Origin of the sequence: Brucella tritici (assembly GCF_008932285.1) — a bacterium.
In the GTDB taxonomy this organism is placed as follows: domain Bacteria; phylum Pseudomonadota; class Alphaproteobacteria; order Rhizobiales; family Rhizobiaceae; genus Brucella; species Brucella tritici.
Window position 1 is genome coordinate 32,815 of sequence record NZ_WBVY01000007.1, and the last position, 26,865, is coordinate 59,679.

Here is a 26,865-nt window from a genome sequence, read left to right on the forward strand (position 1 = left end):
CATCTTCGATTGCAAAAAGGAGATGACGGATGAGTACATTTTTGACTGCCGACACGCATTTTGGTCACCCATTGATGTTGACCGCGCTAAACAGGCCTTACTCTCACGTGGACGAGATGGATGAGGCCATGATTTCCGCTTGGAATGCCGTAGTTCATCCAAAGGACACCGTTTGGCACCTCGGCGACTTCTCAATGAAGCACGAACAGCGTCGGGTCTCCGAAATCTGGCACGCGCTCAACGGCCGCAAGCACCTGATCATTGGCAATCATGATGTCGATAAGAAGGGAGATCTGCTCCCTGCTCTGTCCCGACTGGATTGGGTCTCGGTTTCCCATTTTGCGGAGATCAAGCACGATGGCCAGCGGATCATGCTGTCTCATTATGCGCCTTACGTCTGGAACCAGGCGCATCGGGGTTCGTATGCCGCATTCGGTCATAGTCACGGTCAGGTGGTAGGAATGCCTGGCACGATTGATGTCGGGGTCGACAATCAGGGCTTGAAGCCGATCTCGGTCGAGGAATTCATCCGACAGGCGGAAGACAGCATCATCAACGCTCAGGAAGTTGTGAATACCATTTCCGACCGCCTGATTGGCCTTACAGACGTCTGGAAAGAAAGGGCGAAGGCCATCAAACAGAACCGCCGTCGCATCAATGAAGAGGAGGAATCCTCAAGCTCATTCCGCCTCTAACCCTGGTGGTATGCAAGCCGACAGGTCAGCCTAGTCGGGACCAATACCAGAAAGGAGAAAACGGTATGCGACTTTGGGTGATTTCCGACCTTCATTTATTGAAAACAACGCCTTCCGAATTCGGATCAAAACTTCGAATTCCAGAGGCTGATATTTGCGTACTGCCAGGTGACATCTGTGATGACCTCGAAGCTGGCCTGCAATGGGTGGCAGCGATTATTGCCCCACACATGCCCGTCATCTTTGTGCCGGGAAATCACGACTTCATCGGTCGAAGTCTCACCGGTACCGTGCCTGAAGCGCAGAGTATTGCAGCGCATTGTAGCGGTAATGCACACGGACGGCATCCGATCCGTGTACTGGATAACGAGACCCTAGTCATTGACGGCGTACGTTTCATTGGAAGCACCCTATGGACTGATTTCGCTATCCTCGCGCCTCCAAATGCCGATGCCGAGACTGTTGAGAAATATAGAAACCAAGCGTTGGCCAATATGCGTGGCGCGATGCCGGAATATCAAGCCGTCTACGTCAATGAGGTCTTTGGAAACGTAATTCCCAAGCTGATGACGCCCAAAGATGCCTATTGGCTTCATCTCGATAGCCGTAGATTTCTGAAAGAGGAATTATCGACGCGGTTCGATGGGGAGACCGTTATCGTAACTCATCATGCGCCGCATCCAAATTCTATTTCAAGTTTTCATGGCCGAAACAGTCTGACGCCGGGGTTTGTGTCTGATCTGAGTGATCTCATTCATGACCATAAGATCGACATCTGGGTCCACGGGCATGTTCACGAGACATTCGATTATCGGGTCGGCGACACCCGCATCTTCTGCCATCCAAAAGGCACTGGCAATCCAAACTTCAGCTGGCAGGGCGGTCTGCTCGATATTCCGTCTGCAAGCCCAGCACCAACTTTTAGGAGCAGCAAATGAAGCTATGGATTTGGAGTGACCTGCACCTTGAGTTCAATTCTTCCGATTTCAGAACTCTCGACGATATTGTACCGCCTGCTGACGCAGACATCATCGTCTGTGCAGGCGACCTTGCTTGGGCAAGCCACTATCCACGTCTTACAAGGCATATAGTGGAAAAGTTTGACATGCCTCTGGTGATTGTTCCTGGAAACCACGAATACTATTCTCAGGATTCATTCGAGAGTGCGCTTCATCTGATGCTTGACGTCGCTCAACGCTCGATTGACGAAGACTGGGCGCACCCTGTTTATGTGCTCCAGCGCAAGACCCTTGTATTGGGCGACGTTCGTTTTGTCGGTGCCACGGGATGGGTCGATTTTGCATACGGTCTAGAAGGCCTTGATGATACCGAATTCGAGAAGGAGATCGCTCATCGTTTCCATGAGGCTCCGCATATTCTGAATGATTTCAAGATGATTTGGAGAAGGTTAGCTCCTTTTGTGTTCAGTCCGGGGAGAATGCTTCAGCTTCACCAAGAAGACCGAAATCACATTCTGTCAAAGATTGAGGAGCCGTTCGATGGCAACACCATCGTGTTGACGCACCACATGCCCTATCCGGATTGCACTCCAGAAATGTATAAGAATAACAAATACAACTACCTGTTTGCGTCATCAGAGAAGGCATTCGGTGAACTGTTTCATAGCGATATGGCACCCGATCTTTGGATTTGTGGCCATACGCATGAAGCCTTCGACATCGAGGTAGGCCGGACGCGGATCGTCTGCAATCCGCACGGATACGACCACGAAGCTTACACAAATGGCTTCACATGGGACAAGGTCATCGACACTGACGATCTCCGCCCCCAACCCAGCAGGAGCTTGTGATGCGCCTTTGGATTTTCAGCGATTTGCATGAAGAGTTAGGAACGGTCAGAGATTTTCCAGACCGGAAGCCTGATGCTGATCTGGCCGTCATGGCTGGTGATTGGACGCATGCTGATAAACTGGAAGAGACGGCGAAGGCATTCATTGAGCGATTTCAGATGACAGTAGTCTATGTCGCTGGCAATCACGAATTCTATGACAGCTTGGGGCGTCGCTCAGCGTTTGAAACCGATCAGCTAATCCTGAAGCTTGCTGAAGCCAAATCGAAAGTATGGGATCACCGCCTGTATGTCTTGGATGAAGATACGGTCATCATCGATGGCGTAAGGTTCATCGGGGCAACTCTCTGGGTGGATTTCCTGATGTCGCTGAAAGACAAAAACCTGTTGCCAACGCGGATGAGACAGGCCACCCATATGCTCAATGACTTTGAATCCATTCGTATGCGCAGCGGACTACGCTTCGAGCCTTCTGACATGCTGGAACTTCATCATTCGAATGCGGAATATATACGGCGCGAGCTGGCCAAGCCTTTCGATGGCAAAACGGTGGTTGTCAGTCATCACTTGCCGCATGAAGCATGCACGCCGGAAATCTATCGGGGCGCAGAAGCAAACTACCTTTTCGCATCCTCGGCCGAGGCATTTGGTGACATCTTTGAAAGTGAACATGCGCCAGATTTATGGATATGCGGTCACACCCACCATGCAATCGATATCCAAATCGGCCGCACGCGGATCGTCTGCAATCCGCTCGGATACTGGTGGGAACAACTGTCAGGCAACGGGTTTAGAAGCGATCTTGTGGTCGATCTGCAGGAAGGAAAATAGCCGTGAAATATGATGCACTGAACCCTTTCAGGGAGATCCAGCGGCTCGCTGGAGGTGAGACTGTGCAAGCTATTGTGCTGTCGTGGTCAACGATGAATCTGGTCTCAATGAATCTTGCATTATTGCCTGGCAATCTTCCTGCGCTTCCAAAAGAGAAAGCGGATACGCCGTTATCGCTGGAGGAGGCTCGCCAATATCTGGATTTCAACCTTCAGCCATATGAGCCCGGATATCATCCATTTGTTGCCTGGACAGAAAACTGGATCATCACGGTCACAGGTGAACGACCGAGTTATATTCGCTACCCACGAAACCCTTCGGCCTTCCTACCGCAGGCGTAATCTCAGTGAGGAGATAAGCAAATGTCTGGAAAATTGCACAAGATTGCGGGCGAACTCGGTGTCGTGGCTCAAAATCTTGATGGCAGATTCATAATGATGGACGTCCGATCTCTCGATGATCGACCGCCGCAGGATCAACTGTGGGTCGTCGTTGATTTCGACACCCCGGAACGCGAACAGGCCATCGAAAAGGCGAAGCAGATTGGCGACCAGTTTGACGTGCCGATCCGGACCTCGCTCTATGACGATATGGATCAAGACTTCATGGAAACCATGTCGGTCAGTGCAGCTGTCTATCAAATCGGTGAGCGATGGCAATTTGCCAAGCTAATACGCAAACACCCTCGCCTCTCGCGGCCTAAGCTCCACGGCTGGGAGATCGATGTTGGATGGGTGGACATCGTTGATAGATTTTTTGACGTCGTTGACTGCGTTGTGCCTGAAAGCGTTGGGTTTGATGTGATTCAGATTAAAGAGAAATTTGGTGGTCTCCGTCTTTATTGCCGCCCAGTTCGTCCGCAGCACAAAACAGAACAGATCGACGATGACGTCGTAGTCAATCTTCGGCCTCGCAAACTAGAGGCTTGGGAGAAGGAGTTCCAGTTGGCCAAAGTTCTGGCGGAGCAGCGGTCGTATTTCGTCTGCGAGCGTTGCGGACAACCTGGGCGTCTTCGAGTTCGTGGTGGATACTATTTTACGGCTTGCGACGAGCACGCGACAAAAGATGGCCATATTGCCGAGATCGTTGTTAGCCAATCAGTCATCCCCATCGACGGACGACGCTTGAAGTACGATCACAACCAAGATCAGATGGTGGAAATCGAACCCATTTTTGAAGATGTCGATGGCCTGACGGATATGGAAGTCCGAGCAATTCATCGCAATCTGCGAGAGCAACATGAACTCGATGATTTTACCGTGCTTTATGCCGTTAAGCGCCTCGATTGGGGCAACACGGGAGCCGGATATTTCGCTATTATTCGCCTGAACGAAACCAAGGAAATCAGACTGATCGAAACCGAAACGTGGGGACAACTCTCGCTTCCAGCTGAGGATGTAATGTCAGACATCGTCAAGGAATACCGTGATCTCGCAGACAAAACGGAGGCGATGCTTGAGCGGTATCGCGAGCTGAAGAGTTTCAAATGACCGATGTAAATGAAATCTTCCCGCCCATCGACTACACAGACATCTGCGATGTGGTGCAACGAATTCGCATGCTTAATTGGGCGGCAACTTTGAACTCAGTAAGGCAGACTCCAACTATCAAAGGCTGGCTGACTCACGACGATCTGGATTCCTTTTTACCGTTTATCGAAGCCTTGAATGCCCAAGTTCGGGAATTCGAAGATGGTAAAGCCAAAGACGTCGCGCGCCGTCTGATTACCGAAACCGAGAGGGTTTATGCAGCCCTTCAGATTGGTGGAATTCGCACACCACCCGTCGACGAAGTCCTGAAGCGGTACGTCAGTGGCAACATTGGTGAGAATACCGCTAAAATCGTGCTTGACCTCGATTCACGGCAACTCAGGGATGCTCTGCAGTCTCACGGACTGCCAACCATGCAGGAATCCAATTCCGAAGCCGAGGAGACTGTCGACTTCTCTTTTTTTGAAGAAGCCGAATTGATGCATATTATCGGAAGCTGGCGGCCATGATGTTCAGGTCGTCACCAGGAGGCTTGTTATGACATCGAAATCTGATGATGACCCCAAGATTGCAGAACTCGATGATTTGGAAGAGGCAACGAGGTTGGTAAAGGCTGCGAGGGCAGAAAAAAGGGCAACAAGGATTGCCAAATATGGTGCCGATTACCCACCTGATCAGCTTAAGACAATTACTGATAAGGAAACCGAGTGAGACAACGAAAACCCCACTATTGAGTGGGGTTGGTTATTGAATTCAATTGGCCTGCAATTTGTGGTCTTTGAAGAAGATAGAGAATGACGTAACTATTGTAATGAAATTTGGCCTATTAGCGGTAAGATTCCAAATGCCACCAACCATGTTAGCGACCAAACAACCGCATACCATAAGAGAATAGTGACACCGATAGTAAAGCTGCGCCTCTTTTTTGAAAATGTTCGCCCAGTATTCTTTATTGCATCGAACCAACCTTGTTTTAGTGGAACATGGTAAACCAACGCTGTTAGTGCAAAAGCTAGGCAGATCCATGTTAGATAACCCATATTGATTAATGTGAGAATTGGTCCGATTCCAGAATGCGGATTTCCAGCAAAGCAAATAGCCCATACAAATTCAACAACAAGCAACGGGATATGAAATAGGACTACGTGTATTAATAATTCTGCCCAGAAAACTAAACCTCTAAGCTCATATTTTGATAGTGCTCTTCCTTGTGGCATTGACATGACTTTTCTCCTTAGAAACTGTCGTCAACATGTGAACCAACGTCTGCTTTCGCTTCAGTTGGTGCAGCTGGCGATTTTTCTTTCGGATTGGGAGCAGTCGTAATCGATGCCACCGAGGTTTCACTTGAAGGCACTGATTTCTGAACAGGTGCGATCTCAGGCTCTACTTCGTCGACAATTGGTCCTGCAGCGCGTTCTGCCTCCACGTATTCTTCGTGTGACATTTCATCAGCCGCAGTAGCGTCAACGCTGGCAGTTGCCGTCTCAGTCACTTCGCTGACAGAAGTCTTGCCTACCTCCTTATCAATCCCTGCATCAGCAGGCTTCGACGCCAATTGACTACCGGTTTCATCTTTTGTCGCCGCCTGAGCAATCAACGCGATCATTGTGGCGTCCAGTGTTCCAGTCTCTGGTAGCGATCTATCTTTCTGGAATGCGAGAACTGCTGCTGAAGTCGCCTTGCCTGCAAAACCGTCAGGCTTTCCAACCTGCTCATAGCCGAGAGCGGCAAGATGCTCCTGCGCAGACAGGATAGATGGATCGGCGACTGGTTTTACGGCTTGGTTTGCGACAACGGCAGAACCTGCGGCGGCTCCAGCTTTACCTGTATTCGACTTAGCAACAGATGTTGCCTTACCATTATTACGGGACGCCGGGGCCTTCTGTTTGGCTGTGGCTTCTGCAGGCTTCTGCTTGGATTTTTTTTGAATGACATGTCCGGCACCACAACCGACAAGACCGCCCCCGATTTGAGCGAACTTGCGTGCGTTACCGCCAACAAACGATCCTGCAATAGCTCCTACAGCTCCACCAATGGCGCAACCGCTGCCTCCAGCAAACACACTTGGCACCGACGATACACTGACCGCCGATGCCATTAATATTAGTGTTCCTACCTTCAATAATTTCATGTGCCTATCTCCTTTAACAAATAGCATAATATGCAATTAAGCATAATTATAGTTCTTACCACTTGTCGGCGCAAGGCACCAATTATCAGCTTGCCGCCGATGGCCTATCAGCCTGCTGAGCTATCTGAGATTGTGAATGGGCAGCAATCGCCTTGGTTTCCTCGACATCCTGCATAGTCACGCGCACGGAATGACCTTCAGATTGCCTCTCTTCGACAGCCCTTTCGATGCCCGTCATTTCAGCATCAGGTTCAGACTTACGGATAGCTGACATCTGATCTTGCACTTCGCCATGGAATTGCTTCTCCATGGTGTCAGCATAGCTCTTATCGCCAACTTTAGCCTTGGAAACGGTGGCCTGTGCCTGATCATGGGCTTCCGCATACTTATCAGCGGCAGTCGCTTTCTCTTCATTGGTTTCCGCTTTGGCATAGTCGGCCGCCGCTTCACGAACTGCTGACATATGACCGTCGAAGGTCTTTCTATCGTTCATATAGTCGTTAAATTCCTGGTTGAGCGCCATCTTCTTGTCTTCGGCCTCCAGGATCGCATCGATGTCACCAGATTCCGTGGCTTGCTCGTATTCCTGATCCGCGCTGACAGAAGCCTGTTTAAAATCAGAGGTGATCTTGTCATCGATGGTCGATGCCTCAGATTCAGCCTGGCGATTTATTTCTTCGACACTGCTGGCAGCACTCGTATCCGCGATCTCAGATGCGGGTTTGGAGGCATCTACCTCAGCAGTTTCGATGTCCTGATCTGGCATTTCGGATTCAACATCTGTTTCGACTTCGGCGTCTGCCTCAGCTTCTGTCTCGATTTCCGGTTCGTCTGCATCGACGTCAGGCTGTTCCACCTCGACTTCGGGTTCCTGAATTTCGATGTCGTCTTCGATTTCGTCGACATCGGCTTCCAGTTCGATTTCTGGCTGTTCGACGTCAATTTCGGGTTCTTCAAGGTCAGCTTCGATTTCAGCCTCTTCAACATCCATTTCCATGGCGTCAATTTCGACTTCAGCCTGAATCTCATCATCAATGGACACCTCGGATTCCAACTCAGCTTCCTGGATGTCGACATTTTCGATCTCGGCATCGACTTCCACCTCGACAGGCTCCTCGACCATGCGACCGTGCATATCGTATGTCAGATCATGAGCTTCCTCAGTCTCTACATCGGAGTCCAAATCTTCCTGAAAACGGTCATCCGAGTCCTTGAGGTTGTCAGGATCTATTTCAACCTGATCCTCGTCAGCATCGGATTCCATCTTGCGAATATGTTCTTCCAGAGCTTGCTCTGCACGCAATTCCGCCATCAGATAATCGTCGTCATCAACCGGAGTTTCTTCATCGCCCACCAGTTTCCGGTTATGCTCTTCCAATGCCTGCTCGGCACGGGCTTCAACTAGATACGGGTCATCCTCATCACGGTCGGCATCGGCTGTCATGGCAACTTCGTATGCTTGATCGTGTTGATCGGCTTCATCTTTGCTCATTGCGTATTCGATGTCAGCAAATGATTTGTCGGCTTCTGCATCAGCAACTTCGAGATCATGATCAGCAACTTCGACAACGCGAGGCTGTTCGAGAGCGACCTCGTATTCCTTCATTGTCGCCAATTCACGCTGTATGGCATCCGCCTGTGCTTCGAGCTGTTTGATGTCCTCAAGTTGCTCTTTGCAACGATCAGAATCCGATCTGCCGTCGATGTGCTCGTATTTCGCAAGCACATCATGTGCCGTATCACGCTCATAGCAGAGTTCCTCGTATGCAATGCGCTTCTCGTAATATGAAGCCTGATCTTCTCGGTCGAACTTGCGAGCTTCATCGGCTTTCGATTTCAATTCGTTAACGCGCTCGTTGTGCAGATTCTGAATATGGCTCTTGCGCGCCTGCATCTGACGGATGACGATGAAAGCCGAAGCTTTGTCTGCCGCATGAATGGTCTTACCTACATCCTTGTTGAAGACCTTGGTGGCCCCTGGTTTGATGGCAGATGCGAAATTGGCATTCCTATAGTCAACGATGCGATTATCGACCTCTGCAAATGCCGTTTTCATATTTGCCTGGAGCTGTTTCCGCTGTTCGCTTGAGAGAGGTTTATTCTCTTTTTGACGAATGGATTCAATAAGCTGCCTATTGGATTCCAAATCCTTGAAAGGGGTCGGGTTCAAGTTATGATCTAAACGGCGCTGGCGCAATTCGTCTTCAGCCTTTGCAAGCCTTGCCTGCGCTTCTTGCGCCATCTGGCGTTCCATATTTGAGATACGGATGCCTTCGGTTCTCAAATCATTGGTGCGCTTTATCTGCTCACGCTTGGCGTCCAAAGCGGCATTCTGGGCGGCTGTTTCATTCATCTCGGCTTCGAGATTTGCCTGAACCTGCTCAAGTTCTTCCAGCGAAAGATCGTCTTCAATGATACTGTCATCAGACAACTGCTGATCACTTTCCACGACTGCGGCGTGAACAGTTTCGGCACGACGAATGTCAGCCGCCAGGGCTTCCTGTGTTGCTAATTCGACTTCGGCGTCTGCAACGGTTTGTGATGGTCTAAGTTTTAATGCCATTAAATACCTCCTTTTTAATATCTGCGGCTTTATGCAATTATGAATACTTGAAGTTATCGGCGCAATAGACAAGTATTCAATGCGCCGACAAAGTATGGCTTATGACGAGTGCATAGTCATATCGAGTTCTTCCATCATAACTCGACCACCACGAAGCCAAATCGCGAAGGCATGGTTCTGCGCCAGATTACCAATCTCATCGGCCGTCATATAAGGCTTCTCAGTGAATTCCTTATCCGCCTTCTCGATGTAGTCCATTCGCGAAACATTACGATTATGCGTCTCGTTCTGAGCCCCTGCCTCGTTGTCCTCATGTTGAGCAGCGTCAACCTGATCGCGATATCCAAGATCAAAATCACGGAAAGGTGTCGCAATACTGTTATTCGAAACAATTCCGCCTTTGAGATTTAGCGAACCGAATAATCCCCGCTTGAAACGATTAAACATTAACTTTGGTTTCGAAATACCCAGTTCGTTTATAAGTGCAGGGAAAGTTGACCACGCATTTGGAACCCACATGCGGTCATAGATGCCCATACCACTCTGTTCTTGGGCATATTTCTTGCTGGCCTCGTTGTTGGTCTTGAAGAACAGCTTATTGACGAAGTTCGACAGCAGAGTATTTGTTGCCGTTTCACCAATTGCATGAGTCAGGGCATCTATAGTCTGAACAGCTGCGAATACCGTTGTACCAGTTGAACGCGCAATCGACAGGAAGAAAGTATCAGCAGTTATACCGCCTTCACTTGTTGCATAAGCATGGAATTCATCAATCACACATAATAGCGAGCTTTCCTGCGTCTGATCACGTGTTTTGATCAATGCATCGATATGTGGCGTCGTAGCTTTTTCTATGGAAGTGGGGTCTTTCCCTTCAGATAAATACTGATCGCGAAGTTCTTGCTCTACCTTCCGCGCCTTCATCAATTCGCGGCCGTGACGACGGATTTCCTTTGTATATCTTGCACTATCGATATTCACTCCGGTTATCTTCTCTTCGACTATGTATTCGAACATATTCAACTTAAGACTATCCCAGTCACCTGTGATGTCACTTGCGGGATAAATCGAATTCATAAGTGTATTTGCTTGATCGCGAGTTTCTGGCTTCCGCAGGTAGTTCTTGACTTGGGTCAGTTTCTTGCAGGTTTCCTGCAGTTCGCCGAACATTCCATTTACGTAGTCATCGATACGAAGAAGTTCTTCGCGAGCGCGGGAAGAAGCTGAGTCACGCTGCTGAGCCATTGTATAGACAATGGTTTTGATGAGATTGGCAATCAGGAGACCGCCCTCTTGCTCATCAGCTGGCGAAATTGCGACGCCGACCATGCCGCCGTTGAAAATACAGTCAATAGACTGAAAGGTTTCCCCTTTAATTTCACCGGATGCGAAACGTCTTGCCAGATTGCCCGTACCAGCAATGATACCAATGACGTCCTGAATATTGGATGTATAAGACGTCTTTGTTTCAGGTGCGAGCGAGCCAAGTTTCTCAAGCCCGCGAGCGGACTCAATCACATCGGATGGGAAAACAGTTGGGTCTTGCTGCGCAACTTCCAGAATGCGGCGGACAACGGTATCACGCAGCAGGTCTTCGGTTGCTAAAGCCAGAATTCCAAGCAAGGAGTAGTAGGTGTACTCACGTGCACCCCAGATTTCCTTTAGAAACTCGGGATTGGCAGCGGCATATCTAAGGATTTCAGCAGCTTGCTGAACGTTGGACCCCGCACCGTTGATCCATTTTCCACCGTCTTTGCCGCCCGCTCTCTTGAAAGCCTGACCGATAAAAACCTGACCAATCTGCGGCGGCGTCAGATGCTTCAGAAGATCGAGTCCTACCCCTCCATCCTGGGTCGAATATGTGATGTAGGTACCTCGAAGGTCTTTCGGCATCGCCGCGCGAATGGCTGTCGCCAAAATGCCCTTGCCGTCAAAAACGATAATACCCGCCTTCTGACCAGTTTTCTGCGCAGCCTGAAGGAAAGCAATACTAATAGGCTGTATAGCGAGCGTGGTCTTGCGGGAGCCAGTGAAGCCCATCACCAGCATATGCTGTCGGAGTCCTTCAAAGTCAGGTCCAACGATGACGCCAGCACGTGGAGCAAATGGTTTTCCACGTTCCTCCAGACGTCCAGTTGATTTGCCAATACCAACAAAAGGCTGATTTTTGAGACGACCTACCAGCTGGTAAGCCATGCGAGTATAATTCTCGATCTGATTGAGATAATTGACGGTGTCGTTCTTATAGAGATAACGACCCTGCCTGGTCGGTTGCGAGTATTTTTCCGTCAAGTCGCGTTTAATGCGCGGCAGCATTTCATTGATCGTATTTGTAAACGCGATCTTCTGAGCAAGATTCGATGTCAAAACCGCAACACCGATGCCTCCAACGGCTGTGATGAGGCCTGAAATGGCAGCATGACCGCCTTCCATTGCCAGTTTGACTAGAAAAGCGGTAAAGTTAAACGCTTCCCCGATGACTCTCGTAATCGGGTCCAAATACATCCCATATTGAATTTCTGTATATGACGGCCAGCTGAAATTTTTGGAGATCACTGCGACCGACATGATGATGGCAATGGAGGACGTCGTGGCGAACATTTTCTTCCAAGCCTGACGCCCAGCACGATCAGCAGCTTCGAACAGTAATTGTTCGTCTTCGATATGAAAATCCTTGAAGCCCAGTTCACCAGGCGCACTACGATTAACATCCGGAAGGCGACCGTTCACAACAGGCACTGAAAGAGCATTAATCGGCAGATTGAGCCACAAATAGGGGGCGGTATCGCCAAAACGCGCTTGCGCATACTTTTCAAGTTCGCCGTTCAATAAGTAATCCTCTGGCGCACGGATCGTTTTCTTACCGTCATCGGACTGATTAACAAGGGTTCGAGCAGCGACCTGATCGACATGCGTGTAGAACTTTTCGAGACGCTTATTATTCTGATCGGACACCTTCTCTTGATGGAGGCCGAGGAAATAATCGAGCGTCTTCCTGAAACGAGACGGTTTCTTGTGTAAGGGTTCATTGATATCGTGATCGATAATTGTCATTGTAATATTTCTCCTTTTAAAACAGTGACTTGATTAATTCGGATTGAGCACCAAAATCGCCCTGCTTGCACTCGCTGACGTACTGCTGACCAACAATGGTTTGGCAGCTGAGACGATTTCCAAGGCTAACGACATCCAACTGCAATTTGCCATCGACATAGGCCGCCAGCAGAAACTGGTTTTTTGAATTCTCAGGAGCGATATAGACGCCCTTTTGCGAAAGAGCTTCGATGGCTTTCGGATTATTCAGGAAAGTATCCGGGCGCGTGACGAATGCGCCGTTCTTCCACTTAGAGACTTCATCACGTGTCTGGCCGCCGTAACGCTGAAAGTCGGTCAGAACCGTATTGAAGAAGTTGACATAATCATTGGCATTTTTGAAAGCTGACGGGCCATGGAACGGGACCTTGGAATAGAAAGTAAGATCGCTGAAAACTGGCTTCTCATTGGTAGTCGCAAAGGTCTGCTTAAGGCCTGCAACAACTTGTGACACGTCGCCATAATTGCAGCCATCCTGGGCCTCTCCAAATACCGTCACACAGCTATTGTCTGAGGCATTCAAAACGCGAGCAGCGGGCTTTCCATCAACTGATGCCGCTATCAGAAATCTCTTATCAGAAAGCTTCGAAACAACGCCGCTTGAAGTCATAGCATCAATGACTTCAGGAGTATTCCAGAAACCCTTTAGAGGCGCGAAAACTGGCAATGCCTGCAATTCGGATGCGAGAGTCCATGTGACGGTATCCAGAGCACCTCGATATTTCTCCCAGTAACTCGTCGAGGGCGACACATTCCTCGCCACGAATTTCGTCATCGCGTTGAATTCTTCAGGCGTCAATGTCGCTTTGCCTGGATCAAGTGTAGGCAGATTCAGATACCAACGGTCTGGCACCGTCATCTGGGCTACCGAATTGTTTTCCTGAGCGCCGCCAGCATCAACGACTCCATACATCTGCTGCAAGATCACAGGCGGCTCAGAGGCGTCCTTTTTGATTGTCTTGCATTCATCAGCAAGCGCTCGACCGAAGACATTCTGACAGCCATCGGAGCCGATGATATTGATACTCGGAGTCCCATCGACATATGCGGCGGCAATGATGTTTCCATCTGTGTTCGACTTTGCAATAACACCTGTCTTCATGGTTTCAACATTGGCATCGGATTTCCAGAAATCAGATACTGACACAATAGGCAGGCCGACATCTTCGAGGTCCAGCGTCAGGCTTTTGGCGTCGAGCCAGGCGTTCCAGATTTCAGTAGAGTTTTCCCGACCGCTGTTCTCAGCAGACTGGATTTTGGAGAGGCGTTCGTTGAGTTTCGATACTTTTTCAGAATTGTCGGCGACAATTCCCTGAAGAGACAACGCCTTTTCAGCGAAGGTGTCGAAGCCCTCCGCATTAGCAGCGAAACCGGATTTTAAAGGCGTATCTTGGGCAAATCTCCAACGTATATGGCCGACCTGCCCATCCGGAAGCGTTGCACCCGTATCGTAGTCGACGATATGGCTGATGACCCACGCCTGGAGGTCGAATGGTTTTGTGCGGGACGCTGAATCTGTCCCTGTTATAGCCTCATCTTCGAAGAAATTTTCGTCATCAACATCCGCAATTTCATCGTCGCTACCAACAAGGCTCGATACCAACGTGGAGGGTGCGGTGAAGATAACGCGTGGAAACGACAGGGCGGCCGATGAAATAACGGGGGAGGCAAAATATAAGGCCGGGAGACCAGCTGCGACCAACAAAGCCGTCGCCATAAGGCGTGCAGGCTGCTTGCCATTTTCAAAACGAGCCCAATTTGTCAGCTTCTGGAACTGCATGTGTCCGCGAGACACGAGCATATCAATCAGCCGTTCATACCCTTTGAAGAACTCGTATCCACTTGGAATGATTTTGTTTACGAGTGCCTCGACGGCTTCCTTTTCAGTCCTCGCAAGCAACTCCTCGCGGAGTTTCCTATCTTCTTCCAGATGATCGACGACCTCATTTTCATCAACACTTGGTTTCTGAAACTTGTCTTTTAGCTTATCTCTCATAATGCCTGACGCCTTCGTTGCGGCACCAGACAATTTATTAATTGCCTTCATGATTACTCCTTTAAACAATCACGTATTTTTACGGTTATGCATATGGTAAGATTGGATCATGAAAGTCACAATAGCCGACGAGAAAAAGAGCGAGATAACCCGCCCTGTTCAATCCACTATCAATATTATTTCAGTAAGACGTCGTCGATGTTGCTTGTGTGGAAGTCTGTCTTGCAGCCGCCGCTTGTAATTCTCTCTCGGCATCGACCTGCTGCGTCATGTGATATGCAGATTTAGCAGCAAGGGCGACGGATTTCTCCGAATACCGAGGCTTGTCTTCATTCACATGTCCGACCTCATATGAACCATGCTTGTCCTGACGGCAATATACACCCTTCTCAGATAGCGCAGACTTTACCTCTGCGAGATATTGCCTGCTGTTGTCTCCAACTGGGGTTACTGATTGACCTCCGCTTTTTGCAACAAGTTCAAACTGCGATTTGTTGTAGGCCAGTTTCACATTATCGCCAGTGACAGACGTCGTCTCCACCACTCGGTTCGGATTCTTCTTCAGTACCTCAGTGGCGTTTTCCAGCTTCTTCTGGTCGATGACGACAAAACTTTTGACGCCAAGCTGCTCGTGAACGGATTTCTGATCTTCAGCACGCTGCGTCTGTACATTTTTCGCTGCAGTGATCACCGAACTCATGTTCTGGAATTCGCGGTTTTCAAGCTTCAGATTTCCCGGTGTTGCCATAAAGCTCTTCACACCGTCTGGGCGTTGATAATGTTCCTCTTTGGCCGTCAGGACGTATTTCCCGCTATCATTTCTGGTTAGGTCGTAGCCTTCTCGTCCAAGCGAATTCTGCATACGCTCAAATTTGGAGGCCTCTTTCTGCTCGTGGATGGCAGCCGCCTGAGACATGATGGTTTTCTCGTTTACAGCATACATGTCCTGCTCGAATGCTTCGGCGAACGAACCTTTTTCGATAGCACGTGAATTCAAACTTGGACGCCCGTTGTCATCCAGAGAAACGAGCATTGCCATCTTGCCATCAGATACATTGACGCCATTGTCACGCAGGTACCGCTCATCATACTGGCTGGCGACCTCCTCGGGCACATCAAGTTTGATCCAGCCCTTTGAATTCATGGTGTCCTGTTTCAAAAAATGGAGATGATTTTCAACACGCGTCTGGCTGACGGCATCCGATTGCGCTGCCTGCTCTTTGTGAAAATTCGTCACCGAATTCTGGATACCATCCTTGTATTCAGCATGGATCTGATCGACGACAGAAAGCGCCTCATTGCCGAGCTTATTCTGAAAGGTGGATTCCACATCGTATGGCTCGATAATCTTCCCCTTGTCAGATACCTCGACCTGAAGCGTGGTCGTGCCATCCTGATTATCTTTCAGAATTCGTGTGTCGTGCAGCTCATCCAGAGCCTCGGATGAAGCGTCTGCCAAAACATGGGTTGGCGTCGGCATGGTGATGTTTACAGCGTTGTCTGTGTCCGGCAGTTCTGTAGCAACGAAACTGCTGCTATCGTTGGAATTCTCACGCCAGTACTCTTCCGGTGAGATGCCATTCATCAATAAATTTTCATCAAATAGTGAGACTCCATCGCGGTAAACCGTACGGTACTCTTCGACAGACATATCGTGATACTCAGCTTCTACGATTTCTTCTGCCTCAATCTCATAGCGGAGCTCCTCAAGCCGCTCCAAAGGGGACGGCTCGACCATGGAATATTCGTGATCGTCATGATCCGGCCTCAGATACTCATCAGGCGTGTTTTCAATCGACATCTGCTGATCGAATGAGGTTTTCTCACTTTCGATACTGTCGGCCACCATACTGGCGTTCACACGGCTGATATCATTGAGATAACCATTAGCTTCCGCGCTAAGCTGGTAGTCGTGTATGCGGGAAATGTTGTCCATCCCGCCAATTTTGTCAGCGTCATAGTATAGTGTATCGACACCCTGATCTGATTGAATCAGCGTATTAGACGCTATTAATTCGGCGCGTATGCTTTCAGGCATCTGGTCGAATTTGCCCATCACCCCGACAAGATAAGTATCTCTGGTCTCATCATAGTGAGCGAAGGTCGCCTCGCCCCGGAATTCCTGATCTTTGAGTAGCTCAGCAGTGAAATGAGCGACACCCAATGGGTCATATTGAGAGGAGGATTGAGGGGCGTCTTTTGCCCTGTTTCTGTCATTGTCCGGATCAAGCGCAGTTTTCAAATCAGCACGATTGGTGTCGATCAGATTCAGCAGGGCATCCTTGACCTCTGGAGTTTTGAAACCTTGCGAATTTGCGGGGTCAGCGTATCTGCGGATGCCAAAAGCTCCATTGCCTTTGTCGAGCAAGATCATTTCTACCCGCTCTTCACCTCTATGCGTGACGAACTTTGCATATCCTTCGGTGTCATTATTTTTAAGCGTCTGAACAATTCTATTATCCAGCATGGAAACCGGGAAATGCATCTTGTGAAGCGAAGGATTGCTTTTACTGGTATCGAATATGGTAATCATAAGTATCTCCTGAAACGATAAGGCAACTCTATTTGTTGCGATTATGAATAATTATGAGGAGAGACTTACTCAGTGAAAAGCCTTGAAGTCGAATATTTCCAATTGTAATAAATTCACTTAGTAAAATCGATGTCGGTCAACCTTTTGGTTGGCCAATAAAACTTGTATTGGCACCTGAGATATCCGCCGACAGACTTCTATGCAGCACTGTAGGCCGCTACATCCGATTGCACTCGCTCATATGCAACAATCGATTTCGTGATTTCGGTCGGTGATTTGAGCCCATTGGCAACGGCCTTCTGATCCGAAAACCGATGCAGGCTATATGTACCGCTTTCCACACGCAGAAACAGGCCTTTCTCAGCGAGGTCGCTCTTTAATGCGCGCAGGTGCTCGTCGCTGTCCTTCAGAACGATATCAACCGCTCTATCGCCGATTGATGCCACTAATCTTGCCATCTGCTTATTGATCGACACCCTGATGGCATGACGCGATATCGAATACACCTCGACGGATTTCGTGCTTTTCAAATTCAGGAGTCCTGCAGGTGCCAATTCCGAGGTCACTTTTTTAAAAGCAGCGGCATCTAGAACAGTATAATGGGTTTTGTCGTAATAATGTTGAAAAGCCTGCGCAAACTGCTCTGTGATGCCGTCTATCGCGTCGGAAACCGTCTTTGGGTGACAATTTGAAATTGTGACATATCCAAGATCGCTGTCCATGCTTGCAATGCGATAACCACCCACCTCCAGCTTTGTGATGCTGAAATTCAACTTTTCGAGCTGGCGGACAATTTGAGGAAAACGTTTGGTTTCCATCTGTATATGGCGGACAGCGGCCTCAGCACAGATCGTGACCACATTTGCGCTAAAGAAATCTTCTTTGAATGCGCGCGTGGTCAGACTATCGTGGTTAGGGAAGACTGGGTGCGGTCGACCGTCGACATCGATGTCGATCTTTATGGCAGCGCAATCTCCCAAAACCCAGACACCGTCTGCCCGCAAAAGTTCCTGAGCGCTATCGTCGATGTATTGATTGCCGATTTTCCCAAGAAACATGCCGCGATGATCGAGGGTATCGACCTTCATGAAACGAAATTGCGCCTTGATATTGTCTATCGAGACCGCGTGTTTGGTGACTTCAAAGGCAACCTCAGTCACGATGCGACTGCCCCGGTAGCTGATGGCTGGGTGACGGCCTGTCTGGATGTTGGACGAGTAAGCCGTCGCTTCAGATCCTCAGCCGTCTTATCAGCATCACGAATGGAAACTACCCATTGCGCGTTTGATGCCGTTTTCCACCGCTCATGGTCAGCAGGTAGATGATTGGTGTGAACGCCTACCCAATAACCATCGCGGTCGTCTTTAAAAATCACGATACCGTAGTCGCTGTAATACGCTTTCACCTCCGACAAATGTTTGGATGATTCAGCGGGGATGCAATCCCGAACGATCCGACCATCCCATGCGACGAGGAACAAGCCGTGCTTATCAAATTGGAACGTTCTCGGCTCATTCAGTATGTTAACGCCTGCATGCGAGGCACCCACATCGGTGGCGACAAGGTTGCGGCTAATATCATTGTAAGTACCATCCGAAATCACATCAAACGGTCGGTCATCCGGTGTACTTCCAACGACAGATGCCAGCCTTGTTCTCTCTTCAATTTTCTTGCGAGCAATCTGGCGAGCCTCTTCGATATCGAAGGCCGTCTCTTTGGACGATGGAAGCGAGGCACTGCCCTTCTCGAATCCGATACTCGTATCAGAGAAATCGACAACAATATCGCCGTCAGCATCACGCTCAAACTCGATGCCCTGCCCCTGAAATTCAGCTTCAAGGCTCGCGAAATCGGTTTCAGCCTGTGTCTTAGCTTCCTCTCTCAGCTTACTCCACGCATCAATAGCAATAGCCTTAATCGCCGTCAGGTGATCTTCGAACGCATCCTCCTCAAACGACGCCACGATGAAATCATCGCTTGAGACCAGTTCAGGCAACTGCGGATGCGTGACATCTACAGTCAGTGTCACAAAATACTGGCCATCCACGTGTTCAATTTTCGACCCCGAGGCCTTTAAATAGTCGATATCGTAACTCTCTATCAGCAACTCATCGATTTGAGAGCGGTATTCAATTTTTAGTCCTTTGGGATTCCTGTTTTCGCTTTCCATATATACTCCTTTAAGCAAATAAACGGTTATGCATTAATGGTATGTCTATCGGCCGCAAGTCGCAACTATTTGTTTCTTGCTAGTATTCTTCTTATCCTGAAGTCATCAACAGAAGGAGATACACATATGAATAATGCAAAGAAGAAACCGATACAGATACCCCAGCAAACGATGAAGAATTCCACGTCTGCCAATGCTATATCGGCGGGAAAGCAGAATTGGCTGCTGGCGATACCGAAATGGCTCATGAAGATGATGGCCGCTGTTTTGAAAATGGTGAACAGGGTACTGAGCGTCTTCGGCATCGGCCCAGTCGGCAATCCGCATTCGGCTGCAATGCCGAAACCAGCATCATCTGTAGCTGAATCCGATGCCTCACCGATGAATGAGCTTAAGAATGAGCCGTCGATGGCGCAAATGGCACAGTTGGTACCTGTCGCCACGGTAGCTAAAATATTAGAATACGCGAAGGCCAAGCCTGAAAATCGAAAGCAAGTTGACCTGTCACAGCTTTCCATGGATCACAAAATCTGGCTGTCGACATTGAACCAGGCGAAGCTGGATCAGCTGGCCACGATGAAACCAAATGATGCCCTCGCAGTCGTCTATAAAGGCGTGTCCGAGCTACAAGCCAGAAAGAGCGGCATACTCAAGTCTGATAGAGCAGCACCACAAGAACCGTCAATGGTCGAAGCAATTGCTGAAGAAGTCCGATCCAATCCGAAAGCGAGACGCCTTAAGGATCGATTGGAGGAGGAAAGAAAGTTGAGAAAGGAGCGCAGTGCTCCTGCCTTGAGGATGGCGATGGGGTAAAATGAAATCAATAAAAAAGGGCGGTTTCCCGCCCTGTTTTGTAAGCTAATACGAAATAATCAGCCACCAGTTGCTTCTTTAATCTTGTCATCGACATATGTGTAAATTAGAAGCGCTGACAATATAGCAATACCTGCACCGAAATACGACCACGCAAAGTTTGGATTTACACCATATTCTATAAAGGTTTGAACGACACCATCCTCTGGTCTAAACAGCTCAGCAAAATACAAAATCAACAGAGCTGAAACACTTTTCCTTAGAGAGAGGTTCTCCAAACCAGAGTCTATTGAAATTTGCCTGCAGAAATCCACAATATGAATAAGTGCATAAAAACACAGAGCCGCACCAAGATCTCCAATCAGCATAGATATTATTACATCCGATCCCGCAAACAGGAATTGGTGTGGAGCATGACCATAATATAGGCTAATTACGGCAGAGGTTATCACAGCCGCAGCTAAACTCACCTTCTTTGAGTGAATTGCTATGAGGTCGAGTACGGCACTGAAAAATGGGTATTCTCTTTTTGTTTTTGTTGACATTTAAATCTCCTTTTTTATCAAAAACAAATACAGCATTATTCGCGCTTATGCATAAATCAAATCATTAAAAAACCGCCGATGAAACACGCTGGCGGTCAAATATAATCAGACGTCAATAGCATTGAGCAAAGCAAGCACTTCTGCATCAGCCTGGTCATCCAGCTCATCAATCTTGTCCCGAATACGGATAGCCAGACCACGCAGCAGTTCAGCACGCTTAAAACCGTCACTGACATTACGGTAAGTCTCAAAGTGAATCTCAAATCCAAGCTGAGCCTCAAATGCCGCAATCTCAGTTGAACCAGAATAAATGTTCCGACGACGATCATCGAGGCGGTCAAGAAACATCTGCACCTGGGCCGTCAATTGAACAAGGTTGGTCTTCAATTCCGCCAAACGCTGCTCATTCTGCGCCAGAATTCTGTTTTCCGTACGCTCCCAACGGGCTTCCCGGATACCATGTGCCAGGTTAGTGAGACCTGATGCGATTACGGTACCGCCGACTGCCACGGATGCATAGAGCATGCTAAGATCGGGTTCTCCCTTGCGTGCCATGTTGAAATCTCCCTATTTGTTTCAGGTGCCAACATCACAGCTGGACATACTGAATTATAAGCGATATAGCATAACGCGGATAAAAACACAACTGATTTCAGGAGGTTCCCGTGATTTACGGATACGCCAAGCGCTCGATCAGCGATACTGATGCCGGATTCCAGGATCAGGTGCGAGTAGTAACGGATCAGGTAAAGCAGTACCTCTTTAGCCGACATTTTTCCATGTCAGAATCCGATGCTAGCTCGCGAGTTGTCGAGGAACTGGTATCTACAGCCCAGAAGACGCGGCCCAAGCTGGTTGCCCTTGTTAATCGCATGGAAATTGGTTCGACACTTATCATTACCTCCCCAGACATGGTCGCTGGCAATGTTCGCGGCTTCCTTGATTTTGTTCACGAGCTAAACAAAAGGGATGCTACCCTGATCGTTGCGCGGCCTAATATATTTGTCAATGCCAAGGACGCGCTTGTAGATCCCATCACTTTCGACCCCAATGAAGCTAGCTTGGTGTCACCGCTTAAGATAGTGAAAATGCTGGCGGCGATGGAGTCTGCCTTAGATGAAGAAAAGGACCGTGAGATAAAGAGCGCGAAAGTCGGGGCCAATAAGGGAGGACGGAAATCGGCACTCACAGATGATCAGATAGCTAGATTCAAGGAAATGCAGGCAGAAGGCTATAATCAACTCAGTATCGCAAAAACACTCGGCGTATCCCAGTCTACAATCTCCCGCTACAACTCGGACCTTATAACGAAGGTCGGTAGAGCTAAGAACGCCGCATACAAAGAGGATCCATCAGAGCGTCGTGCCAAGCGTCGCATCTATGAAGCTACGTACCGCGCGCGTAAGCGCGCACAACGCAACGCTGAAAAATCATCGGATTCCGAAACAGGCGGTGGCGAAAGCTGACATTGATAATGGTCGCATAAAGTGCTAGATGTCATACAATAATGACGTTTTGTGCTACATGGAGCATCAGCAATGCCTAAGGGACACGAAGAGCTTATGCCTGCAGCCAGCCCTGTTTCTCCGAGAAAGCGAGCAAGCTTGGCTGAGAAGCTCGCCACCATTCGGTCATTCCGCATCAAGGAAACGCTATCCGCAGCGCAGAAAAACGGACTGATTGGCGTTGGCAAAGAAGACCGGATCAGTGCGCGGGTTAGCCATGAATTGCTTGCGCAGGCGAAGTCACGCACTGGCATTGAGGGAACGTCTGAACTGCTCGAATTCGCTCTCGCAAGCGTAGCGCTCGAAGACCTGTTTGAAGAGACCATGACGCGCCTCGATGGCACCGTAGACAAAGACATCAAACTCGGATTCGATTGATCGTGTTTGATGTCGATGCCGCAACGAGGTGGATGCGCAGGTTTCCAACAAAGACCCTCGCCCGTCGTCCTGATGACCAGCTGCCATTCATTGACGAGGAACCAGTTGGTGGCCAACCCATTCTGCTGGATACCTGTGTCTATATCGACCGCCTGAAGGGCGATATCCCCGACCACATTCGGGATCGTCTGCGCGCGAGACTGAGCCACCATAGCTCGACCGCAATTCAGGAGTTGGCGCATACAATCGGTGTGCTTGATCCCAATGATCTCCGAACTGCAGCGGTACAGAAATCCATCAGCGACATCATCAAGGCAATGCCCGATCATAGGGTAATTATACCCGACCTCGATGTGCTGGGTCGCGCTGCTGTACTCAATGGCGTCATCTGTCGTATTCAGGGCTATAGCAATGATCAAAAGCTTCGGTGTCTGAATGACTGCACAATTTTCCTGCAAGCACTGAAGTTCGGCCTCGTTCTGGTAACAAGAAACATTTCTGATTTTGATTATTGCTTACAACTCGTTCCAACAGGGCGAGTTCTTTTCTATAGAACCTGACCCCGCAATTTGCTTTATTAATGGCCGACAACAATACTCTTTGAATAAGGAGTATTATTATCATGTTGGCCAGCAGCACTTCCCAATTAAATCGCATTAATAAGCAAATTGACCGGATATATCCCTCAATCGGCAAAATTGATTTCAGGGAATACCAAAGCGCTATCAAAAATGCCAATTCAGCGCTGGCAGGTCGCACTGACATCAACGCTATCATGTACCCATCCAGTTTCGACGGGAGGGTCGGCGTGAATCTCAATACAGGCAAAGTTATCTCCGGAAATCCATTGTTGCGACACATGCAACAGTCTTCGCAGGGATACCTGCTGGAATTCGAGCGGGCGATCAAAGAAAGCATGTCAGCAGGTGGTGGTCATTCCGGCCAAGAAGGCCATGGAAAACAGGCTTCAAGGCACGACGGACATGACGGTATCGTGTCAACTTGTGCGACGACAGCTTGGGAAGAGCGAACCCCAATAGAGTCAGCAGGCTCGTCTTTACCTCCGCCTGCCCCAACATTTTATGCACTTGCACCTCCGGGGTCTGAGGAATTCTGGTTAGTAACCCGCCATGAAAGGCAGGGATGATTTTATTGGAGGAGAGAGGCACAGGCTTCATCAAATTGAACAATAGGGAGGACGATACATGACAACTTGGAACCCGCACGAGAACTGGCGTCCGGTGATGCCATTTAGCGAGCTGATAAAACAACCGGATATCAAGGACATCATCGAAGGAGACAGCACCGATGACACTCTGATGCGCATAAATCGGCAAATTGAGAGGATACACCCGAATATAGGGAAATCCGTTTCAAAGGTCGAATTCACCTTAGCAATGGAAACGGCGACCGAGTTTACGAATGTCCAGCAAGGTCAGTCCATCCAGACTGAGCGCAACTTTCATCGAGGCTCGACGGCCACGCTATATCCAAGCGGATTCGATGGAAAAATTGCAATCGACCTGTCTTCTGAGAAATTCGGGAAAGTCACATCGACGTCTCGTGATATGCAGCAGTACCTGCGTTCAAGCCAATCTGAACCTTGGCTAAATTGCCACGTTTCCCGATCATTGGAACTGCGAAATCAGCGCGAAGACATCGAATACCGGAAAGAGCACACATTCAGCACCAATGATATGAAGGTGTTGGAAGCCTTTGTTGATGACTCATCGCGGCGCTTTTCTCAGGCTGTCAGGCACGTCATCACAGACAAGGAAAGAGGCGTAACGAAAACGGATGACCCGCAAATGTCGCTATCTCTGGTAACACCACGTGGTGCAAGCGGCGCTCGAAAGGCCTTGTGGGAAGATCAGATATTCAAACCGGAATCTCAATCATCAAGGTCTGCAGTCGCATCAGCCTGAGGTCTCTTTTCAAGAAATCGTTGGCAAATCTCATACGCTGCCATCCCGTCACCCTTCGATAGTGCGATTGCAAATCCACGCCACCAGTTTTCAGCCTGCGCAAACCGTGGATCATCGGCGACCTTTGCCATTACCTTCGAGATCAATCCATCCATCGCGGTGTCCGCACGGGCAATATGAGACCACCGATCATGCAGTAGCTCGACGTAATATTTTTGAATCCAATCTGGCCTGCTGCCTGAATTGATCAGATCGAGTGACTTATAGAATTCCTTTGTCTGATCCTTGAAGGCGGATGTCAGCATAAACTCGAATTCTGCTGGCACCTTCTTGAGATCAAGACTGGGTCGAACAGCCTTCTTATCCTGACCTGAAGTCTTCTCCGTTTTTAGATCAGCAGTCTTGGAAGACGGGAAAATTTGCCAATTGTGCCTGCGTTTGAATTCGACAGGCTTTGGTCCGTAAAGGGGTTCGCGCAATCTTTCCATTAAGCGGTCAATGAGGCCGATATTGTCGGCAACCTCACGTTGGGTATAGATCTTGATACTGTATGACAGGTCAGTCATTTTCTGCTCGATGACAATACTGCGCTGTTCTGAAACCTTTCGCAGATATGGGAACTCGTCGCGAACTTCGTCGATGATCGTCTGTACCCAGTAGACGTAATCCAGTGATAGATACTCGTCATACACCAGAGAAATAGCGCGATCCACGACGATCCTGCCGTCATCCGTTTGAAGGTCAGATATAGTTGGGCAATAATAGCTCATCGCACGATCTCCGGTTCACGATCCAGAAAGCGCGACAGGCTTTCAATTAGAGCATTGTATTCGTTGATATTGACCCTTCTCGGCCGAAGTCCAAACGATTCCATTTCATCGCCGTCTACCCAGTGACGAATTGTGAAATTCACCATCGGATCATTCTCGTTGCCCAGAACAGCACTGATAATCGGCGTCGCAATCAGGTCGTCAACGTCTTGCGGGCTAAGACTACGATCTGCAAACAATACGATTTCTGAAACACCATCCAAGGATGTCGAAACGGGCACCACAGGCGTCAAAACAGCCTCTTCTGGAGTCCGAACAATCTCCTTCTCAATTTCACCATGACCTTCATTGATACGCGCCAATCTGGACTGCTCTGCCTTGTCTGCGGCAACGAGAAAGCCAACAAATGCATCCGCATGTGCCAAATCGGGATTCAATACTTCTTCGCTGATCATCATCCATGCAGCTTCATCGGCTCCAAACTCGGCAATGGAAGCAAGCAGCCTGTCACCGCGATATGAACGGGAATTGAAACCTGATGTCACTCCGACATTGCTTGTCGCCTCGTGCAGTGCAACTTGCCAGAGCTGGAAGAATTGGAGATGTCCAAATCCGAGCTTCTTGGCAAACAGCTTTTGAGCTTTCAGCCATACATGGTCGGCGACCAAATAAGGCTCGACATCGAATTTGCCAGCATTCGAATTCACTGCATCAAAAAGAACGCGCGTCTGATGATGACTTGGAGCCAGTAGTTCCAAGCGGAATTCGATGTGATCCAAAGGCCTGCCACGTGCCTCCTTGCGGACTTCCACTATCTTAGTTTTAAAGCGGCGAATGGATGCAAGATCGGCTTCCAGGAAGCTTAAAACGCGTTCCTTCAGCTTACCAAAGCTGACGCCTGCTTCGATGTCTCGGGGGAAGCCAGACCATGCAGCGTCGCCTTGATGATGATCTCATTATCGCCATCGGGATCCCATTTCTTCTGAACGGCGGTCGCAGCCAGCACGCGGTATATACGGATGGAAAACTTGGATCTCATGGTGGCCAACGGTGCCAGCTCCAGGTAGGCGTATGAAGGCATCGATTTCATAAGATCGCGGATCGGTTGCGGTAAGCTGTAGCGAATGATGTCGGACTGCTTGTCGCTTTCCAGCCAGGAAACGATCATTGGCACATTTTCGTAACGGCGTGTTTCCAGCGTTCCATAATTCACCGTGGTTGCCGTCAACCTCTTGAGTGACAGCTTAAGCATCTCACGACGGTTGATATGTGTATCTCTTTGACCGAAATATTTGAGAACCGTAGACACCGGAATGGAATGAGTGGCCTCCATCATTTCCGGATCAAACATGTATGCAGTCGCCACCATCAGCTCGTGCAGCGCGGTGTCCGATGCGGTCAGTTTGTCATCGGAAGCAATTTCGCAGCTTTCAAGCATCTCAACCGGACGCGGGCTGGATGGTGCTACCTTTGAAAGCGCATCATTATCAATTGCAGCGATGACATCGCCACGAGTAGCAGGTTTAAATAATTCGGTTGTTTTCGGTTTCATTTGTCTTGGTCTTTCTCAATCATGTATTTCAATGATGAGTCGACCACTTGCATACGACAAGAA

27 protein-coding genes are annotated in these 26,865 nt (G+C 49.0%); 14 read left to right on the forward strand and 13 right to left on the reverse strand.

The features are described 5' to 3' along the window. The first annotated feature begins 29 nt into the window (after positions 1 to 29). The 8 genes from F9K94_RS21255 to F9K94_RS24505 all read left to right on the forward strand — a co-directional run bounded on the left by F9K94_RS21255 (position 30) and on the right by F9K94_RS24505 (position 5,536). Entirely contained in the window at positions 30 to 695 is a 666-nt protein-coding gene (locus F9K94_RS21255) for a metallophosphoesterase family protein (protein ID WP_151648304.1), read from the forward strand. A gap of 65 nt (positions 696 to 760) precedes the next feature. Beyond that, a complete protein-coding gene (locus F9K94_RS21260; RefSeq protein WP_151648306.1) occupies positions 761 to 1,633 on the forward strand; it encodes a metallophosphoesterase in 873 nt (290 codons plus the stop codon). Next, positions 1,630 to 2,505, forward strand: coding sequence for a metallophosphoesterase (locus F9K94_RS21265; RefSeq protein ID WP_151648308.1), 876 nt, complete (start codon positions 1,630 to 1,632; stop codon positions 2,503 to 2,505). The genes F9K94_RS21260 and F9K94_RS21265 overlap by 4 nt, the downstream gene beginning before the upstream one ends. Next, positions 2,505 to 3,335: a metallophosphoesterase gene (locus F9K94_RS21270; protein WP_151648309.1), complete on the forward strand. Its 831-nt coding sequence runs from the start codon at positions 2,505 to 2,507 to the stop codon at positions 3,333 to 3,335. Before F9K94_RS21265 ends, F9K94_RS21270 begins: the two co-directional genes overlap by 1 nt. A gap of 2 nt (positions 3,336 to 3,337) precedes the next feature. Continuing rightward, complete coding sequence (locus F9K94_RS21275; RefSeq protein ID WP_151648311.1) at positions 3,338 to 3,676, forward strand: hypothetical protein; 339 nt, start codon at positions 3,338 to 3,340, stop codon at positions 3,674 to 3,676. Between the two features lie 21 nt (positions 3,677 to 3,697). Beyond that, a complete protein-coding gene (locus F9K94_RS21280; RefSeq protein WP_151648313.1) occupies positions 3,698 to 4,825 on the forward strand; it encodes a hypothetical protein in 1,128 nt (375 codons plus the stop codon). Continuing rightward, a complete protein-coding gene (locus F9K94_RS21285) occupies positions 4,822 to 5,334 on the forward strand; it encodes a hypothetical protein (RefSeq protein WP_151648315.1) in 513 nt (170 codons plus the stop codon). The genes F9K94_RS21280 and F9K94_RS21285 overlap by 4 nt, the downstream gene beginning before the upstream one ends. Positions 5,335 to 5,362: 28 nt before the next feature. Beyond that, positions 5,363 to 5,536 (forward strand): hypothetical protein, encoded by a 174-nt coding sequence (locus F9K94_RS24505; RefSeq protein ID WP_192799548.1) that lies wholly within the window; start codon positions 5,363 to 5,365, stop codon positions 5,534 to 5,536. Positions 5,537 to 5,628: 92 nt separating this feature from the next. On the opposite strand, the gene F9K94_RS21290 is transcribed toward F9K94_RS24505, so the two are convergent. The 8 genes from F9K94_RS21290 to F9K94_RS21325 all read right to left on the reverse strand — a co-directional run bounded on the left by F9K94_RS21290 (position 5,629) and on the right by F9K94_RS21325 (position 19,314). Further along, on the reverse strand, positions 5,629 to 6,048 hold the full coding sequence (locus tag F9K94_RS21290) for a hypothetical protein (protein ID WP_151648317.1): 420 nt from the start codon (positions 6,046 to 6,048) through the stop codon (positions 5,629 to 5,631). Positions 6,049 to 6,059: 11 nt separating this feature from the next. Further along, positions 6,060 to 6,959: a peptidoglycan-binding domain-containing protein gene (locus tag F9K94_RS21295; RefSeq protein WP_192799549.1), complete on the reverse strand. Its 900-nt coding sequence runs from the start codon at positions 6,957 to 6,959 to the stop codon at positions 6,060 to 6,062. Between the two features lie 85 nt (positions 6,960 to 7,044). Beyond that, positions 7,045 to 9,522 (reverse strand): hypothetical protein, encoded by a 2,478-nt coding sequence (locus tag F9K94_RS21300; protein WP_151648321.1) that lies wholly within the window; start codon positions 9,520 to 9,522, stop codon positions 7,045 to 7,047. Positions 9,523 to 9,621: 99 nt separating this feature from the next. Then, the gene (locus F9K94_RS21305) at positions 9,622 to 12,576 is read right to left on the reverse strand and encodes a type IV secretion system DNA-binding domain-containing protein (protein ID WP_151648323.1); all 2,955 of its coding nucleotides are present in this window, start codon (positions 12,574 to 12,576) and stop codon (positions 9,622 to 9,624) included. A 16-nt stretch (positions 12,577 to 12,592) separates the two neighbouring features. Further along, entirely contained in the window at positions 12,593 to 14,662 is a 2,070-nt protein-coding gene (locus tag F9K94_RS21310) for a hypothetical protein (protein WP_151648325.1), read from the reverse strand. A gap of 130 nt (positions 14,663 to 14,792) precedes the next feature. Continuing rightward, positions 14,793 to 17,144 (reverse strand): hypothetical protein, encoded by a 2,352-nt coding sequence (locus F9K94_RS21315; RefSeq protein ID WP_151648327.1) that lies wholly within the window; start codon positions 17,142 to 17,144, stop codon positions 14,793 to 14,795. A gap of 197 nt (positions 17,145 to 17,341) precedes the next feature. Continuing rightward, positions 17,342 to 18,304, reverse strand: coding sequence for a hypothetical protein (locus tag F9K94_RS21320; RefSeq protein WP_151648329.1), 963 nt, complete (start codon positions 18,302 to 18,304; stop codon positions 17,342 to 17,344). Beyond that, on the reverse strand, positions 18,301 to 19,314 hold the full coding sequence (locus tag F9K94_RS21325; RefSeq protein ID WP_151648331.1) for a hypothetical protein: 1,014 nt from the start codon (positions 19,312 to 19,314) through the stop codon (positions 18,301 to 18,303). The genes F9K94_RS21320 and F9K94_RS21325 overlap by 4 nt, the downstream gene beginning before the upstream one ends. 126 nt (positions 19,315 to 19,440) lie before the next feature. Here F9K94_RS21325 and F9K94_RS21330 point away from each other — a divergent pair, with 126 nt between their 5' ends. Continuing rightward, the gene (locus F9K94_RS21330) at positions 19,441 to 20,127 is read left to right on the forward strand and encodes a hypothetical protein (protein ID WP_151648333.1); all 687 of its coding nucleotides are present in this window, start codon (positions 19,441 to 19,443) and stop codon (positions 20,125 to 20,127) included. Positions 20,128 to 20,186: 59 nt separating this feature from the next. On the opposite strand, the gene F9K94_RS21335 is transcribed toward F9K94_RS21330, so the two are convergent. Both F9K94_RS21335 and F9K94_RS21340 read right to left on the reverse strand, forming a co-directional pair. Next, positions 20,187 to 20,672: a hypothetical protein gene (locus tag F9K94_RS21335; protein ID WP_151648335.1), complete on the reverse strand. Its 486-nt coding sequence runs from the start codon at positions 20,670 to 20,672 to the stop codon at positions 20,187 to 20,189. A gap of 105 nt (positions 20,673 to 20,777) precedes the next feature. After that, positions 20,778 to 21,227: a hypothetical protein gene (locus tag F9K94_RS21340; RefSeq protein WP_151648337.1), complete on the reverse strand. Its 450-nt coding sequence runs from the start codon at positions 21,225 to 21,227 to the stop codon at positions 20,778 to 20,780. Positions 21,228 to 21,337: 110 nt separating this feature from the next. Between F9K94_RS21340 and F9K94_RS21345 the strand changes: the two genes are divergently transcribed. The 5 genes from F9K94_RS21345 (at position 21,338) to F9K94_RS21365 (ending at position 24,480) form a co-directional block, all read left to right on the forward strand. Next, positions 21,338 to 22,138: a recombinase family protein gene (locus tag F9K94_RS21345; RefSeq protein WP_151648339.1), complete on the forward strand. Its 801-nt coding sequence runs from the start codon at positions 21,338 to 21,340 to the stop codon at positions 22,136 to 22,138. A 138-nt stretch (positions 22,139 to 22,276) separates the two neighbouring features. Further along, positions 22,277 to 22,555, forward strand: a complete 279-nt coding sequence (locus F9K94_RS24510) for a hypothetical protein (RefSeq protein WP_192799550.1) — start codon at positions 22,277 to 22,279, stop codon at positions 22,553 to 22,555. Positions 22,556 to 22,557: 2 nt separating this feature from the next. After that, a complete protein-coding gene (locus tag F9K94_RS21355; protein WP_235920663.1) occupies positions 22,558 to 23,115 on the forward strand; it encodes a type II toxin-antitoxin system VapC family toxin in 558 nt (185 codons plus the stop codon). A 62-nt stretch (positions 23,116 to 23,177) separates the two neighbouring features. Continuing rightward, positions 23,178 to 23,702 carry a hypothetical protein gene (locus F9K94_RS21360; protein ID WP_151648343.1) on the forward strand — a complete coding sequence of 175 codons (525 nt, stop codon included), beginning with the start codon at positions 23,178 to 23,180 and terminating at the stop codon, positions 23,700 to 23,702. Between the two features lie 58 nt (positions 23,703 to 23,760). Further along, positions 23,761 to 24,480: a hypothetical protein gene (locus tag F9K94_RS21365; RefSeq protein WP_151648345.1), complete on the forward strand. Its 720-nt coding sequence runs from the start codon at positions 23,761 to 23,763 to the stop codon at positions 24,478 to 24,480. Here the strand turns inward: F9K94_RS21365 and F9K94_RS21370 are convergent. From F9K94_RS21370 to F9K94_RS21380, 3 genes are all read right to left on the reverse strand, one after another. After that, positions 24,447 to 25,250, reverse strand: coding sequence for a hypothetical protein (locus tag F9K94_RS21370; RefSeq protein WP_151648347.1), 804 nt, complete (start codon positions 25,248 to 25,250; stop codon positions 24,447 to 24,449). The two genes, F9K94_RS21365 and F9K94_RS21370, sit on opposite strands and share 34 nt — an antisense overlap. Continuing rightward, positions 25,247 to 26,008 (reverse strand): hypothetical protein, encoded by a 762-nt coding sequence (locus F9K94_RS21375; RefSeq protein WP_210250257.1) that lies wholly within the window; start codon positions 26,006 to 26,008, stop codon positions 25,247 to 25,249. Before F9K94_RS21375 ends, F9K94_RS21370 begins: the two co-directional genes overlap by 4 nt. 119 nt (positions 26,009 to 26,127) lie before the next feature. Next, positions 26,128 to 26,802: a RepB family plasmid replication initiator protein gene (locus F9K94_RS21380; protein ID WP_151648350.1), complete on the reverse strand. Its 675-nt coding sequence runs from the start codon at positions 26,800 to 26,802 to the stop codon at positions 26,128 to 26,130. Positions 26,803 to 26,865 lie beyond the last annotated feature (63 nt).